Source organism: Pseudomonas typographi (assembly GCF_014694385.1).
GTDB classification, from domain to species: domain Bacteria; phylum Pseudomonadota; class Gammaproteobacteria; order Pseudomonadales; family Pseudomonadaceae; genus Aquipseudomonas; species Aquipseudomonas typographi.
On sequence record NZ_JAAOCA010000012.1, the window covers coordinates 88,688 to 103,904 of the forward strand.

Sequence of the window (15,217 nt, forward strand, 5' to 3'; positions counted from 1 at the left end):
TATTATGGGCGGGCTATTACGTCGCTCAGCGCTGCTGAGAGAATTTCAAACATCTCGTTCAATTGGGCGGCGGTGATGATCAATGGCGGAGCCATTGCTATGATTTGCCTTCCATCAGGATTGGTCAGTGAACGAATACGCAGGCCGCGTGCGAGACAGGCGCCATAGATACGGGCTGCAAGGTCGTTGTCGTCCGTTGGCTGGGGTTGCATCAGGCCCTGTGTGGAGACTTCGATTGCGCCGATAAGCCCCCGCGCGCGGAAGGTCGTAACCATAGGGTGCTTGCTCGCCAGCGCAGACATCTCCTTGAGCAAGGTCGATTCCATAGCGGCCGCATACTGCGGGCGCCGCTCTTGCTCGATCAGCTCGATATTGCGCATTGCTACGGCACAGGCCACCGGGTGCCCGCTTGCGGTAAACCCATGGGGCAGGAAATCGGCGCCCTGCTCAAGCATCTCTTTGAGCAGGGCGTCTCGCAAGATCGCCGCACCCATAGGGACGTAGCCGCTGCTAATACCTTTGGCGACGGTAAGGATATCCGGAACCACACCCCAATGCTCGACGGCAAACATCTTGCCAGTGCGGCCAAAGCCCGTGACGACCTCATCGATGATCAGCAGAATCCCGAATTCATCACACAGGCGCCTAACGGCCGGCAGATAGTCATCGGGGCAGATGTGTACCCCGCCCGCACCTTGGATCGGCTCCAAGATGACCGCCGCGACCTGTTGCTCGCCGAGCTTCTCGATCATACCTCGAATGCTCGAAGCGTAATCAGGATGAGTACGGTCACCTTTTTCGCATTCAGTCAGGTACCCGGTGGCGTGGTAGAAGCCTGGGGCGTTGGCCTCAGTCATCGTGTTGTAGGCACGAATGCCAGTGGCGGCCGAAGCTGCAATCGTTAAACCGTGATAACCATTTTGGATGCAAATGATATCAGTACGGTTAGGCTGCCCCTTGGTTTTCCAATAAAAGCGCGCCAACTTGAACGCGGTTTCGTTGGCTTCCGAGCCGCCGCTTACGAAGAAGCTGACGTTCAAATCGCCAGGCGTAAGGGTACTGAGTTTCTTGGCCAGCATCGCGGCGGGCGCATTCGCCATCCCGGAGAGCGTGGAACCGTAGGTCAAGGTCAATATCTGTTCGGCGGCTGTTTCAGCCAGTTCCTTGCGGCCATGCCCCAGGTGGACGTTCCATTGGCCAGACAAACCATCGATATAACGAGTGCCGTTGCAGTCATAGAAGTAGATGCCCTGTGCCCTGGACAACATCAGTGAAGGGCCATGCAAATGCTGGTGCTGTAGCGAGGTCACAGCATGCATATGGTGCAGGCGGTCCCATTCCACGAGCTGTTCACGTGAGCAACGGTTGTAATCGATTTCGCTCATTGCTTTTGTTCCGCCAGGAAGGCGTTCATTGCCGGTACCGCTGCCTCGATCGTGCGGGTAGCCAGCGCGATATGCTCGGCATTCATAGCCGTGGAGACATAAAGGGTTCCGCGGGGCGAGATAAAGACGCCATTGTTCAACAAAGACACATGCAGCACCCGGTAGAGCCCGGCCGCATAGGGCGCGGCCGGCTCGGCGCGCTGCGGTGCCTGCCGCGCGAAGTGAATGTGCAACATCGACCCGGCGCGCGTCACTACACAGGGGCTATGCAGCTGGGACAGGGCATTCTGGATACCTTGCTCAAGCGCTGCCGACAGCGACTCCAAGCGCGTAATCGCAGCGCCATCCAGCAGTTCCATAGCCTTAAGCCCGGCGACGAGGGAAATATTATTGCCGCTGAAGGTTCCGCCGTGATTCACCACCCCGCTGCTCGATGGGTCAAACAGGCTCATGACCTTGCGCAAACCACACACCGCGCCGACGGGAAACCCGCCACCGATAATCTTCGCAATCGTGGTCAAGTCAGGCGTAACACCATAAAGCGCCTGGGCGCCGCCCTCGCCCATGCGCAAGGTCTGGATCTCATCGAAAATCAGCACGCATTGGTATTTATCTGCCAGCGCGCGAAGCCCCTGCAGGTATCCCGGTGCTGGCAGGATCATTCCTGCGGCCCCCATCACCGGCTCAAGCATTATTGTTCCGATGTGTGAACCATGGGTTTGCAGCGTGGTTTCAACGGCCGCTAGGTCGTTGAACGGAACGACGAAAATCTCATTCGCGGCACTTGGGGCGATGCCCGGACAGTTGGGCTGCATAACCGAGTCAGGCCCTTGCGCTGAAGTAGAAAACTCAACAGCGTCGTGCAAGCCATGGTAGCCGCCTTGCATCTTGATGAAGCCACTTTTGCCGGAGTAGGCCCGGGCTACGCGCAGTGCATACATCGTGGCTTCCAAGCCCGAATTGCAAAAGCGCACCATTTCTGCGGAAGGAATTCTTGCGCAGAGCATTTGGGCGAAGCGAGTGTGTTCGGGAATCGACGCGGCGATGGCGGTTCCCTTACCCAGTTGAGCACGCACTGCTTCAAGTATTGCCGGATTGGTATGGCCGTGGATCAACGAGCCGTAATTGCCGACGAAGTCCAGATAATCGTGCCCATCCGCGTCCAGAAGCATGCAACCCTTCGCCGCGACCATCGTGAGCGGATACGGCGGATAAAAATTGGTAAAGCGGGTCACGCCGCCCGGCAGAACAGCCTTGGCTTGCTCATGCAGCGCCGCAGATTGAGACGTTCTGCTGCGATAAAGGTGCTCTACGGCATCGCGGTATTGCTCGATTACTGTCATGTTTTCGTCCATACGGATGTTCAGCGTGACAATGCCAGAGCAGCAAACGTGCCAATGTTGAATCACTGTAACCAATTGATTTTTAACGACTACAAATCGATAGAATTCACTCGCGGTTTATATCCGATGCGTTAATGCATCATTTCGATGTTATTATGCATCACTGATGCGAATTGAGCGGGTATCACGGGCATATGAGCGACGACCTTACGCGAGCGTTTATCAACATCGAATCAGCTTTTAATTTTCTGATCGATGGGCAATGCACGAAGGAATCGCTTTTAGCGAGCAGCAGGACACTCAGCCTCCCTCATCTGGACGATACGATTGCATTGCTGCGCGCCGGCGCGAGAAGGTTTTGTGTGTTGTGGCCCCACGCGCAGGTAGACGCCATCGACTGCGAAGCTGGCCTGCTGGGCTCCATCCATCTGATCGGGGCGGCAACCCTCACGCCATTGGCAGGGCTCAGTGAGCCATTCGGCCCGGCGGTGATTCAAGTTCTGGATTCGATCTCTGACGGGATCGTGGTCTGCGACAGCAGCGGGGTCGTCCTTTTTCAGAATCGCGAAGACCGCGTGCTGGTGGGCAGCGATTGCACGGGGAAATCGATGCAAACGTGCGTAACGGAAGGGCTGGTTTCCAACTCGGCGACGCTGCAGGTGTTGTCGCAACGCCGCCCTGTCAACCTCCTGCAAGACTACGCCAATGGCCGAAAGATACTCGTGTCTGCGGTTCCTATCTTTGATGAGCAAGGCAACGTTCGATTCGTGACCTCCAGCAGCCGCGACCTTACACACTTGAAGAACCTGGAGTCGGAAATCTCCCGCCTCGAGAAGAACAACCGGGCCATGATCGAGGTGATGGGCAATTTCCGCTCCGTTGGCGTGCCCGCCAAAAAGATCGTCTTGAACGACGCCGCCATGAAGTCGGTGATGGAGCGCGCGACGCGGATTGCTGGTGTAGACGCCACGGTGTTAGTACTTGGCGAGTCGGGCGTAGGCAAGGAGATGTGGGTTAAATACATGCATGAAACCAGCCCTCGCAGCGCGAAGAACCTGGTATGCATCAACTGTGGTGCCATTCCAGAGAACCTGCTTGAGTCGGAGCTGTTCGGTTACGAAGGCGGTGCCTTTACCGGGGCAAAGGCCAAGGGGAAAATTGGCTTATTTGAACTGGCCCAAGGAGGAACCCTGTTTCTGGACGAGGTGGGAGAACTGCCGCTGCAGCTCCAAACAAAGCTGTTGCGAGCATTACAGGAACTCGAAATCACCCGCGTGGGCGGCCTTACGCCCATCAAGGTCGACGTTCGTATTATCGCTGCGACCAATCGCGACCTAGAGCAGCGAGTGCGATGCGGCGCCTTCAGAGAGGATCTGTTCTATCGGCTGAATATCCTACCGCTGCATATTCCGCCACTTCGCCACCGCCGGCTCGATATTCCGAGCCTCATTGAAATGTTTCTCAATGAGCTGACGCAAAAGTACCAAATGCAACGCTATTTCAGCGAAGACGCCCTGGCCATTCTCGTGCAGCATGATTGGCCCGGCAACATCAGGCAGTTGCGCAATATTGTCGAGCGGCTGTGTATTACCTCTTTGGACAACGCAATCTCTGCGGTACAGGTGCGTAAAGAGCTCGGGCCTGGCGCCGCGCCAGGCATAACACAGGACATCGACGGCGCACACTTGGCCAACCAGCCCGCCGCGGTTGATAGCTCCGGCGACCTGACGATGCAGGTAAAGCGCTACGAAAAGCAGATCATCGTGGCTGCTCTGGCGCGGCATCCAAGCATTCGGCAAGCTGCAAAGGCCCTAGGGTTGGACCAATCGACCCTGGTGCGAAAGATCCAACGGCACGGTATCAAGAAGCACGTGAGCTACGAGCAATAACCGACCTAAAAGGGAGGCACAGGGTGCAGCGCGGTTTTCCTGCTGGCCTAGGCCGTACCGTAAACGGCCTGCGTCAGGCATCCCTGAGCAGGTCATTGGCATCGAGCAGCGCCCAGGCGATCTCCGGGCGCTTCTCCAGCGCCCGGCGTATCGCAGCCGGAATCGACTGGCGGGTTTTGCGGCACAGCCCCGGCGGCCCCAGCACCTCGATGCGGAGGCCACGCATGGTGCGCACCTCGTTTGGCCCCGGCGCGACCTCTACCTGCAGCCCCAACTGCTCATACATGCGCCGTTGCATATGGGTAAGGTCTTGCAGGGTGGCCAGTGCCTCCAAGCGCTCGACCAAGCGCTTTTCCTCGGCCCGGGTCAATCGCAGGATGCGCAAGTCCGCCCCCGGTGTCGCCAGCAATTGTTCGCGGTCGCAAACGCAGGCACCGGGTGGGCAGGGATGTCGCAGGATCAACGGTGGGTCGCTCATGGCTCAGAAGCATAGCCGGGCTGTACGCCGTTGCCCATCGCTATGGGCACGGCTCACGCCAGGCAGCCGCCTTGGTGCCCTGGGCAGCCCCGGGCAGCAGTAACAGGCTCAGCGCAATTGGGCCCATAACGAAAACCCGCCCAGCATCAGCCAGAACGCACTGAAGATCCAAGGCGTACGCAGGCTGAACAACAAGGAAACATGGTAGCCCTTCTTGCTGTTTTCCCAGTCGCTGAACAGCGGTGAGTCGTCGTAGGCCTGGCCCATGGCCGGTTCGCTGGCCAGCAATTGGCGCTGCTTGAACTGCCAATGGCAGATGATTTCATACGACGCGCGAATACCCGGCCAGGCGTGCATCGAACTCACCATCCCCAACAGTGCCAGCAAGGTGGGTACCACCAAGGTGAATAAATGCCCCCAGGAGGCATTGACGTTGGCCATTGACGACGCATAAGCGATCACCAGAAACGACTGCGCCGAGAGGTAAGCATTGGTACGGTTAGACAATAAGCTCGATTCAAAATGGATTTCATGGCGGTAGAAATCCAAGCGTGCCCGCGGGGAGTCGAACACCCCGGACTCCGCTGCCCCAGTACCGGCCGTGGCCGGAGGGTCGACGATGATTCTTTGCATGAACAGCCCTTTTTTGGCGGCGAGGTATGGCCGGCGGGTTTCTCGGAAGTTCGCACAAGCATTGCCGCATGCATGTCGTCGTCGGCGTCAGGACGATCATCGCAGGGCCATGGCGTGGGGCGGCTACGCCGCCAACTTTCAGGTACCCACAGCGATATGGCTGCGCCGGCCACCGCCCGGTTCCCTCGAACTGCCGAACGCCGGCCAATTAGCACGGCCGAAGCATCGCATAGCGGGCATGGGCAGGCGGCTGTCGCGCTACTTGGCCAGCGGTGCTGAAGGTAAAGGCCCCCCGCCCGCCTGGGCATGGCCAGGCCGGGCCACCTGGACCACCGCCGGCCCGCTGCCCACCTGCGCTTTACAATGCTGGTAAAACGCCGTGAACTGTTCAGCAGGCATGGCCTTGGCGTACAGCCAGCCTTGGCCGAAGTCGACCTGGCGGGCGCGCAGGTAGTCGGCCTGGGCCTGGGTTTCTATTCCTTCGGCGACGATGAACAGGTTCAGCGCCCGGGCCATGTCGATGATGTGCCCGGTCACAGAACTGGTGGCAGCCTCGGCCCCGAGGGTATCAATGAACGCCTTATCGATTTTGAGCGCATCCAGGGGCAGGTTCTGCAAGTACTGCAAGCTCGAAAACCCCGTGCCGAAATCGTCGATCGCCACCGAATGGCCGCGGGCGCGCGCCGCCTCGATCGTTTGCCGGGCACTGTCGGGGGCCATGAAGCCACGCTCGGTCGCCTCCAACCACAGTTGCTCGGGGCGCACATCGGTGCCGTGCAACGCCTGGTCGATCACCGGCAGGATGCGCCCGCTTTTGATGTCTTCTGCGCACAGGTTCACCGCGATGTGCACGCTGCGGTCGGCCGCCAACAACGTACCCAATTCGCGCACTACGGCCCGCACCACCTGGTCGGTGATCGGCTGTACCAAGCCACTCTCTTCGGCCAATGGAATGAACAGATCTGGCCGAACCATAGTGCCGTCGGGCCGTTGCCAGCGCACCAACGCCTCGGCCCCCACGCAAACGCCCGTGGCCAATTGCATGATGGGTTGATAATGCACCACGAATTCTTCATGGCGCACGGCCAGCGCCAGTTCCGCCAAAGGCGACAGCCGCTTGCGGCTCAGCCACACCACCCACGCCACCAGCACCGCCGCGGTCAGCATGCCGATGGGCAACAGCCAAAGCAACTCACGGCCCAGCGCGCCACGCAGGTGCTCACGGGGTTGCATGGCCACCGCCTGCCAACCCTCGCCCTGCACCTGTGCCTGCAGCCAATCCGGGTGGGCCTCACCCAGCCATTGCGCGCTGGCCCCGGCGCTGGTCGCGATCCATTGGCCATTGCTCGCACGCAGGCCGATCTGCACGTCGCGGTCGGTGATCACATCCACCAACCGCGCCGGTAAAATCAGCACGTTGTAGTCGCCTTGTTGCAAGGCCACCATGGTCGAGCCCTGCGCCACCAGCGGCTGCACCTGGGTGTGCACGTCAATGCCGTCGGCGCTGCGAAAATCCGCAGGCGTTGCGTTGACCTGGGTTTGCACCACCCCCCAGGAGCTGCACCGCAGCATACCGCCGGCGATGTAACCCACCTCTTCGATGAATGGTGTGTTGGCCGTGAGCGCTTGCATATGTGCGATGTGCGCCTCAGAGCACGGCGCCAGCGTCGTGGCCTGCATCGTACCCAACACTTGGGCGGCCCCCCTGAAAGAGCGCTCGGCACGGGCCAGGGCCAACTCTGCCACGTTGGTAAGCCTGGCGTTTTCAGCATTCAACGCGCCTTGCCAGGCCAGCCACGCCGCCAGCACCACCGGGAGAACGGCCGCCACCACGGCCAATGCGATACTAACGGCGATCACGCGGTGACGGTTCACTGCCCAGCTCCCAAAACGGTTTGCGTGTTAGCTTAGCCGCTTCACCCAGCGCAACGGCCCATGCATCAGGTTTTTCAATCACACCGATGGCGTAACTGTATTGGCAAGCGTAACGGACCCGGGCCAAGCTTCATTCCCTAACTCTCCCAGCCAGTGGGGCCATAATAATGAAAAACGTCGCACAATTACTCAAACTCAAACTCAAACACACCGCCCAGGTGCACACCATCGGGCCCGACCAGCCTGTGCTGGAGGCTGTGCAGCGGATGGCCGAGCACAACGTGGGCGCCTTGCCGGTGGTGGCCGATGGGCAAGTGGTGGGCGTGCTCAGTGAACGCGACTATGCGCGCAAGATCGTATTGCAAAAGCGCCAGTCGAGCACGACGCCCGTACGCGCAATCATGAGCGCACCGGTGATCACCGTGGGCCTGGCAGACAGCCTGGAGGCCTGCATGGCGATCATGACCGACAGCCACCTGCGCCACTTGCCGGTGGTAGACAATGGCAAACTGGTGGGGCTGCTGTCGATCGGCGACCTGGTCAAGGAAGCCATTGCCGAACAGGCCAGCCTGATCGAGCAATTGCAGCAGTACATTCGGGGGGAATGACCCCCCAGTAGCTAAACGGTGAACACTGTGGCTTGAAGCAGGGCCTTCACAGGCACTGCTTGGCCATATCGGTCCAGGCTGTCGATTCCTGCCACTGGATCGGCACGAACAGTTTCACGCTGGAACCGTCGCCTTCGCGATCCACCAGCGCGTTAATATACGCGTGGGTGAAGCCTGCGGTAGCGGTGAGTTTCACACCCGTATCGGTGGCGCTTTGCTGCGCCTCGGGGCGCCAAGCCTGCCACTTGGGCAACAAGCAATCGGCATATTGCTGCGGTGCCTTGGCAGTGCTGGCGGTAAAGCTGGCGCCGCCTGGCTGTTGCGCTGTGCTGCTGCAGCCTGCCAGCAGCCCGGCCACGATCAAACCCAGTGCCACGTTTTTCATACACCTTCCTCTGTTAGCGTGTGGCCATCACTGTAGCAGGCTCACGTCAGCTACCGCGTCGGCTACCGAGGTCGGGGGCCTCGGCGGCGACTATGGCAGCAACGGAGCCTTGCGCAGCCATGGCGCCCATTCTCCCTGGGCGCCGGGCGGGTCAGTACCACAGGCCGCCCAGGTAGCGATGCCCGGCCGGCGTGAGCTGCAGCAGGGTCTGCGCCTGGCCGGCGCTGTCGTAGTGGGTGTGTGTGGCGAGAAAGCCAGCCAGTATCAGGGCCTGTACGGTGCGGCCAGGCCGGGTATACAGGTATTGGCGGCCAGCGGCGACTTCGCAAAGCAGGCAGCGATGTTCGGTTTTGTAGTCGATCATGATGCACCCCTTATGTTGTTTTTATTGTTGAGCCGTAGTGTATGCCAGGGTTCAGTCCAGTTCCACCCTTGCGCGCGTCTAGCGCGCGGCCGTTTGGCGATTCGGCGAAAAAAAGCCGAAATCGCAGCTAACGCTCTGAGCGTTTCCCACCGGGTTCGCGCGCCGGCGCTCGCTCACCCTCCAACAAGCGCGTGACCCGCTGCCCTAAAGCTTCTACGCTGAAGGGCTTGGTCATGATGTGCATGCCGTCGGCCAGTTCACCGGCGCCCAGCACCGCCTGCTCGGCGTAACCGGTAATGAACAGCACTTTCAAATTTGGGCGCAATTGCCGCGCCGCATCGGCGAACTGCCGGCCATTGAGGCCGCCAGGCAGGCCGATGTCGGTGACCAGCAGGTCAACCTGGAGGTTCGACCTCAGCAATTGCAGGCCCGCGGTACCCTCTGCCGCCTCGACCAAGGTGCAGCCGAGGTCGGTGAGGATGTCGACCACCAAGGCGCGCACCGTGGGCTCGTCATCGACCACCAATACCGTACCGCCGCTTGCCACCGGCGTGCTGGCGCCTACCGCACCGCTTGGCGACTCCACGGCTAGGGTATGGCAGCGCGGAAGGTACAGGCGCACACAAGTACCCTGGCCCGGGTGTGATTCGATCCAGGCCATGCCGCCGGACTGCCGGGCAAAGCCGTAGATCATCGATAAGCCCAACCCGGTACCCATGCCCAACGGCTTGGTGGTGAAGAATGGGTCGAACGCCTTGGCCAATACGTCGGCGGCCATGCCAATGCCATTGTCGGTCACGCTCAACATCACGTAGTCACCCACCTCCAATTGCAAGGGGCCGGCCTCCTGCATGCCGAGCGTGCAGTTGTGCGTAGCGATGCACACTTCGCCGCCCTCCGGCATTGCGTCCCGGGCATTGATGCACAGGTTGAGCAAGGCGTTCTCCAACTGATGCGGGTCTACCTGGGTACTCCACAGCACCGTTTCGGGTGCTACCCGGGTCGCCACCGCAGGCCCCATGGTGCGGCCGATCAGCTCTTGCATGCCGGCCACCAGTTGGTTCAAGTCGGTGGGCTGCGGGTCCAGCGTTTGCCGCCGGGAAAACGCCAACAGCCGATGGGTAAGCGCCGCGGCACGGCGGCTGGCGCCTTCGGCGGCATCCAGGTAACGATCCAACTCGGCCAAACGGCCTTGTTGCACGCGCGCGCGCAGCAGTTCCAAGCAGCCGGAGATCCCGGTGAGCAGGTTATTGAAGTCGTGCGCAATGCCACCGGTCAATGGCCAACCGCTTCCATTTTCTGCGATTGTCGCAGCAGCTCTTCAGAGCGTAACAGTTCTGCGCTGCGTGCCTGGACCAAGTCTTCGAGCGAAGCGTTCAACGCACGTAATTGGTTTTCGGCACGGCGCCGTTCCAAGGCATTGCGCGTGCGCCCGGCCACTTCGCGCACGAACTGTAATTGCTCAGCGGTCCATATGCGCTGGCGGCGGCAAGCTAGGTACATCACCGCCACCGTGCGCTGGCCCTCGACCAACGGGAAGCTCACGAACGAAACGACACCGTCGTCGAGCAGGCGCTGCACGGCGGTAATGCGCGGGTCGGCGCGCACGTCCTCGACGATCACCGGTTCGCCGGCCAGCAAGCGCTGAAAAAAAGCCCCCAGCTCGGGCAGGCGGTGTTCGCCCGCCAGGCTGAGCAGGTCTTCTACGTACCAGTCATTGCGCACGTGCAAACTGGCCGTCTCGATGTCGACCTCACAATAGCCGGCGCGGTCAATGCCTAACAGGCTGCCAATGGTGCGGGCCGCCTCGAACGCCATCGCCTCCGGCTCTGTCAATGCCAGCAGGCGGTCGCTCAGGCGCAGGGCCTGCTCGGTCAAACGGCGGGCAGTGATGTCGGTGAACAGTACCGCCACCTGGGCAAGCTCTACGGCCCCCACGCGAGTGGCGTGTACTTCGTACCAGCGGTTCAGCGCGTGAGCATGGTCGACGAACCGGCGCGCTTCACCGCTGCGAACGATCTGGCCATACATGTCGAACCAGTGCTGTTCGTGCTGCGGCGCCAGGTCACGCATCCAGCGGCCGCTGGCATCGTGCAGGCCGGTATGCCGCTCGAACGCGGCATTGGTTTCGAGAAACCGGTAATCCTGGGCGTGCCCGTCTTCGGCAAACCGCACGTGGATCAGGCAAAAGCCAGAATTCAGCGAGCCGAGCAGGCCGCGATAATGCGCCTGGTCCGCTGCATGCAGCGCGTCTGCTTCGAGGCGTTCCTGGCGAAGCGCCGCCAATTGTGCCTGCAGGCGGCGGTTTTCGATGTGTAGCGCGGCGGTATCGGATGGGTTCATTAACAAACGGCACGCCAGTGTAGGTGGGATACTGGTTGAGATTATTCCGTTGGCGCGGAGTTCGAGTATTCACCGCTGGCCTGCTGGTGGGCCTTCATCACCCGTGCACGGCTGTTGGACAGGTGCACGCGCATCGCTGCGCGGGCCGCGTCGTAGTCCACCCGGGCAATGGCGTTGTAGATGTGCTCATGCTCACGCACCAGCCGGCTGTGGGTTTGCTGGCGGTCGAGGCGGGCGATGGCAGCGCTGTTCAGGCGCGCCCGGGGGAACATGCTGGTACCGAAATGGGTGATGATCTCGGTGAAATAACGGTTATTGGTGGCCGCGGCGATCTGCAAGTGGAACTGGAAATCGGACACGATGGAGCCGCCGGTGTCGCTGGCCAGCTCGAAGCGCGCCAGGGCTTGCTGCATCGCTTGCAGTTGTGCTTCGGTGCGGCGCAATGCGGCGATGCCGGCGGCCTCTACCTCGAAGCTCATGCGCACGTCGAGGATGGCGATCACATCCTGCAAGGTGACGATCGACGATGGGTCCAACCGGCTGACGTCGCTGCCTGGAGTATTGAGCACAAAGGTGCCAATGCCGCGGCGGGTCTCGACCAACCCGGCCACTTGCAAACGCGACAGCGCATCGCGCACCACCGAGCGGCTCACGCCGCCCACTTCCATCAGCTCGACTTCGCTAGGCAGTTTGTCGCCGGGCTTGAGCGTGCCCTGCTCGATCAACCGGGACATCTCATCGACCAGGGTCTGCGCCAGGCTGCGTGAACGCCGCGGTGGGTGGCCAGTCAGGGAAAGTTCGATAGGCAAGGTACAGTCTTCGTCCAGGGGTAGAAACCGCATCATATAGCAAGCGCAACCCGCGTGTACGACCCGTTCGCACTACCTGATGGCGCCTGCGCGCGCCCAGCGATAGTGCTGCGCCGCGGCGGCCTTGGGTGGGTACCAGATACGCACAGCGCAGGCCCGCGACCGGGACTATAGGGCACCATCACAGCTTGGCCACAAAACAGCGTGTAGCCCGGGGGAACCCTGGCTAGACACGTCGGTCGGTAACTACACCGCCACCGAACGAAGCCCGGCCGATGAATGACCTGATACCCGAAGCGTGGCTCGACCGTATACCGCTACCCTGGGTCAGCACATTGATCGCTGCGCTCATGGCGGTGGCCATTGTATTAGTGGCCCGTTGGGCCGGCTTGGTGGTGCTGCGGCGTATTGCCAACTCGTTCACCCTGGCCCAGCAGTTGATCGCCCACTCGACCCAACCGAGCCTGTGGCTGCTGCCCTTGTTGGCGCTGCAGTCGGTATGGACCGGCGCCCCCGACGACTTACCCATGATCAACAGCGTGCGCCACAGCAATGGCCTGCTGGTGGTGCTGGCGTTTATCTGGTGGGCCCTGCGCTGTGTGCGCGCGGTGGCCGAAACCGTGAGCCTGAAAAACCCCCTGGAGGTTGAGGATAACCTTACCGCGCGGCGTATCCAGACCCAAGTCAAGGTGCTGGTGCGCTGCCTGAACGTGGTGGTGATCCTGTTCGGCACCGGCCTGATGCTGATGAGCTTCCCAGCAGTCAAGCAAATCGGCACCAGCTTGCTCGCCTCGGCGGGGCTGGCGGGCCTGGCTGCGGGTTTTGCCGCCAAGCCGGTGCTCGGTAACCTGATCGCCGGCCTGCAGATCGCGATATCGCAGCCCATCCGCCTGGACGATGTGGTTATCGTCGAAGGCGAATGGGGGCGAATCGAAGAAATCACCGGCAGCTATGTGGTGGTCAAGATCTGGGACGAGCGGCGCTTGGTGGTGCCGCTGACTTACTTTATCGAAAAACCTTTCCAGAACTGGACGCGCAGCAGCTCCATGCTGATCGGCTCGGTGTTTCTCTGGGTCGATTACTCCCTGCCGCTGGAAGCGCTGCGCGAAGAAGTCAAAGCCATCTGCGAAGAGATCCCGCACTTATGGGACGGCCGAGTGAGCGTGCTGCAGGTCACCGACACCAGCGAAAAGTCGATGCAACTGCGCGTTCTGCTCAGCTCGGCGGATTCCTCCCGCAATTGGGACGCACGCTGCCATATGCGCGAGCGCCTGATTACCTGGATCAACCGGGAGTTCCCAGAGTGCCTGCCGCAATTGCGTGCCGAAATGTCGACACGGGTAAACCGCCCGGATGTTCACGAACGCGTGAAACCCCAGGACGTCGAGCGCCAGCCACCGGTATGAATATTGTTTTTGGAAGTGCCGCTTCGAAAGCGGAGGTAGTGCGAAGGTGATGCGGGTGTTACAACATCTGGTCGTTGCTCATCATCGCCTGCATCACGATGCCTTTCTGCTGCTCGGTCAGCGTGTCCCACAAATGGGTCTTGGCGTAGAAACCCAAGCCACCTGCGATGTACAGCGACAAACCAATGACCATTACCAGCGAAGCCAACGAAAAACCTTCGTGTTCTTCTTCATCGCGGGTAGCCCGCGCCTGCGGGGTGACGCTATCGATGATGCGTTTTACAACGTGAGACAGGTACAGCAGTACTTGGCGCCCCATGGCAACTATTCGAACCTCGTGCATTGAACGGACAAAACCCACAGGCCATGCCTGTGGCTATGCCATCGAACAGGGCTCGGTGCCCGGTCGGCCTCTCAAACAGGCCTACTCGATCTGCTAGTGCCGGGCACGAAGGGAGCCTTGCCCACGGCGGTTGTATGATAACTTAGGTAGTGGACGAACATTAATTAGTTTGCTAAATATTTCCGACGAAAGGCGGCGTCGATTTCCGCCCGGCCCTCTAAGGCCCCTCGCCTTTTTCATTGCCAATGCCCGGCCCAGAGCCCTGGCGCAGCCCACTAAAGGAAACCTTATGCATTATCGCCCGCTCGGCCGTACAGCGACCACCGTCAGCGCCCTCACCCTCGGCACCATGACCTGGGGCGAGCAAAACACTGAAAGCCAGGCGTTTGAACAAATTCGGCTGGCCAAGGATGCTGGGATCAACACGCTGGATACCGCCGAGATGTACCCCGTACCGCCCAGTGGGCAAACCTATGCCAGCACCGAGCGCATCATCGGCAACTACTTCAAAACGTTCGGTGATCGCGCCGACTGGGTGTTGGCCAGCAAAGTGGCAGGCCCTGGGCGCATGGACCACATCCGCGACGGCAACCCGCGGCTGGACCGCAAGAATATCGTCGCCGCGCTCGATGCGAGCCTTGAGCGCTTGAATACCGATTACCTGGACTTGTACCAGTTGCACTGGCCGGATCGTAAAGCCAACTTCTTCGGCCCATTGGGCTACACCCACCACCCCGATGACGAGAGCACCCCTATCGAAGACACGCTCGAAGTGCTCGATGAATTGGTCAAGGCCGGTAAAATTCGCCATATCGGCCTTTCCAACGAGACGCCTTGGGGCACCATGCGCTTTTTGCAATTGGCCGAAGCGCGCGGCTGGCCGCGGGTGGTGTCGATCCAGAACCCCTACAACTTGCTCAACCGCACCTTCGAGGTGGGCCTGGCGGAAGTCGCCCTGCGTGAGGGCGTGGGCCTATTGGCGTATTCACCCTTGGCGTTTGGCGTGTTGGCTGGCAAGTACCTGGGCGGCGCGCGCCCGGCCAAGGGCCGCTTGACCCTGTACGAGCGCTTTCAGCGCTACAACAAGCCGCAAGCTACACACGCGACCGAAGCCTATGTGAAGCTGGCCCACGAACACGGCCTGGACCCCGCGCAAATGGCCCTGGCCTTTGTGACCCAGCAGCCCTTCGTGACCAGCAACATCATTGGCGCCACCACCTTGGAACAGCTCAAGAGCAACCTCGAAAGTGCCTCGCTCACCCTCAGCGAGGAGCTATTGGCGCAGATCGAAGCGATTCACACCGCGCAGCCTAACCCGGCACCCTGATACACAAACCGCCACGGCCCCGTGGCGGT

The 15,217-nt window shown here is 60.8% G+C and carries 15 protein-coding genes; 4 read left to right on the forward strand and 11 right to left on the reverse strand.

The window, feature by feature from the left end; all coding sequences use genetic code 11:
* Window positions 1–2 precede the first annotated feature (2 nt).
* Both HAQ05_RS11295 and HAQ05_RS11300 read right to left on the reverse strand, forming a co-directional pair.
* A complete protein-coding gene (locus HAQ05_RS11295; protein ID WP_202988058.1) occupies window positions 3–1,385 on the reverse strand; it encodes an aminotransferase family protein in 1,383 nt (460 codons plus the stop codon).
* Entirely contained in the window at window positions 1,382–2,740 is a 1,359-nt protein-coding gene (locus tag HAQ05_RS11300) for an aspartate aminotransferase family protein (RefSeq protein ID WP_190420465.1), read from the reverse strand. The genes HAQ05_RS11295 and HAQ05_RS11300 overlap by 4 nt, the downstream gene beginning before the upstream one ends.
* Window positions 2,741–2,922: 182 nt before the next feature.
* On the opposite strand from HAQ05_RS11300, the gene HAQ05_RS11305 reads away from it, so the two are divergent.
* Window positions 2,923–4,617: a sigma-54 interaction domain-containing protein gene (locus tag HAQ05_RS11305; RefSeq protein WP_190420467.1), complete on the forward strand. Its 1,695-nt coding sequence runs from the start codon at window positions 2,923–2,925 to the stop codon at window positions 4,615–4,617.
* A 73-nt stretch (window positions 4,618–4,690) separates the two neighbouring features.
* Here the strand turns inward: HAQ05_RS11305 and HAQ05_RS11310 are convergent, their stop codons facing one another.
* From HAQ05_RS11310 to HAQ05_RS11320, 3 genes are all read right to left on the reverse strand, one after another.
* Window positions 4,691–5,095, reverse strand: a complete 405-nt coding sequence (locus tag HAQ05_RS11310; RefSeq protein WP_190420469.1) for a hypothetical protein — start codon at window positions 5,093–5,095, stop codon at window positions 4,691–4,693.
* A 108-nt stretch (window positions 5,096–5,203) separates the two neighbouring features.
* A complete protein-coding gene (locus HAQ05_RS11315; protein WP_190420471.1) occupies window positions 5,204–5,728 on the reverse strand; it encodes a RipA family octameric membrane protein in 525 nt (174 codons plus the stop codon).
* 258 nt (window positions 5,729–5,986) lie between these two features.
* Window positions 5,987–7,603, reverse strand: a complete 1,617-nt coding sequence (locus HAQ05_RS11320) for an EAL domain-containing protein (RefSeq protein ID WP_190420473.1) — start codon at window positions 7,601–7,603, stop codon at window positions 5,987–5,989.
* Between the two features lie 167 nt (window positions 7,604–7,770).
* On the opposite strand from HAQ05_RS11320, the gene HAQ05_RS11325 reads away from it, so the two are divergent.
* Window positions 7,771–8,211 carry a CBS domain-containing protein gene (locus HAQ05_RS11325; RefSeq protein WP_190420475.1) on the forward strand — a complete coding sequence of 147 codons (441 nt, stop codon included), beginning with the start codon at window positions 7,771–7,773 and terminating at the stop codon, window positions 8,209–8,211.
* 46 nt (window positions 8,212–8,257) lie between these two features.
* Here the strand turns inward: HAQ05_RS11325 and HAQ05_RS11330 are convergent, their stop codons facing one another.
* The 5 genes from HAQ05_RS11330 to HAQ05_RS11345 all read right to left on the reverse strand — a co-directional run bounded on the left by HAQ05_RS11330 (window position 8,258) and on the right by HAQ05_RS11345 (window position 12,112).
* On the reverse strand, window positions 8,258–8,596 hold the full coding sequence (locus tag HAQ05_RS11330) for a hypothetical protein (RefSeq protein ID WP_190420478.1): 339 nt from the start codon (window positions 8,594–8,596) through the stop codon (window positions 8,258–8,260).
* A 151-nt stretch (window positions 8,597–8,747) separates the two neighbouring features.
* Window positions 8,748–8,960, reverse strand: coding sequence for a hypothetical protein (locus tag HAQ05_RS11335; protein ID WP_190420480.1), 213 nt, complete (start codon window positions 8,958–8,960; stop codon window positions 8,748–8,750).
* Window positions 8,961–9,087: 127 nt separating this feature from the next.
* Complete coding sequence (locus HAQ05_RS28655) at window positions 9,088–10,239, reverse strand: ATP-binding protein (protein WP_238936506.1); 1,152 nt, start codon at window positions 10,237–10,239, stop codon at window positions 9,088–9,090.
* Entirely contained in the window at window positions 10,236–11,303 is a 1,068-nt protein-coding gene (locus tag HAQ05_RS28660) for a GAF domain-containing protein (protein ID WP_238936507.1), read from the reverse strand. The genes HAQ05_RS28655 and HAQ05_RS28660 overlap by 4 nt, the downstream gene beginning before the upstream one ends.
* Before the next feature lie 41 nt (window positions 11,304–11,344).
* Window positions 11,345–12,112: a FadR/GntR family transcriptional regulator gene (locus HAQ05_RS11345; RefSeq protein WP_238935107.1), complete on the reverse strand. Its 768-nt coding sequence runs from the start codon at window positions 12,110–12,112 to the stop codon at window positions 11,345–11,347.
* Between the two features lie 275 nt (window positions 12,113–12,387).
* Here HAQ05_RS11345 and HAQ05_RS11350 point away from each other — a divergent pair, with 275 nt between their 5' ends.
* Complete coding sequence (locus tag HAQ05_RS11350; protein ID WP_190420482.1) at window positions 12,388–13,518, forward strand: mechanosensitive ion channel family protein; 1,131 nt, start codon at window positions 12,388–12,390, stop codon at window positions 13,516–13,518.
* A gap of 58 nt (window positions 13,519–13,576) precedes the next feature.
* Here the strand turns inward: HAQ05_RS11350 and HAQ05_RS11355 are convergent, their stop codons facing one another.
* Complete coding sequence (locus tag HAQ05_RS11355) at window positions 13,577–13,837, reverse strand: hypothetical protein (RefSeq protein WP_190420485.1); 261 nt, start codon at window positions 13,835–13,837, stop codon at window positions 13,577–13,579.
* A gap of 313 nt (window positions 13,838–14,150) precedes the next feature.
* On the opposite strand from HAQ05_RS11355, the gene HAQ05_RS11360 reads away from it, so the two are divergent.
* Complete coding sequence (locus HAQ05_RS11360; protein WP_190420487.1) at window positions 14,151–15,188, forward strand: NADP(H)-dependent aldo-keto reductase; 1,038 nt, start codon at window positions 14,151–14,153, stop codon at window positions 15,186–15,188.
* Window positions 15,189–15,217: the final 29 nt, after the last annotated feature.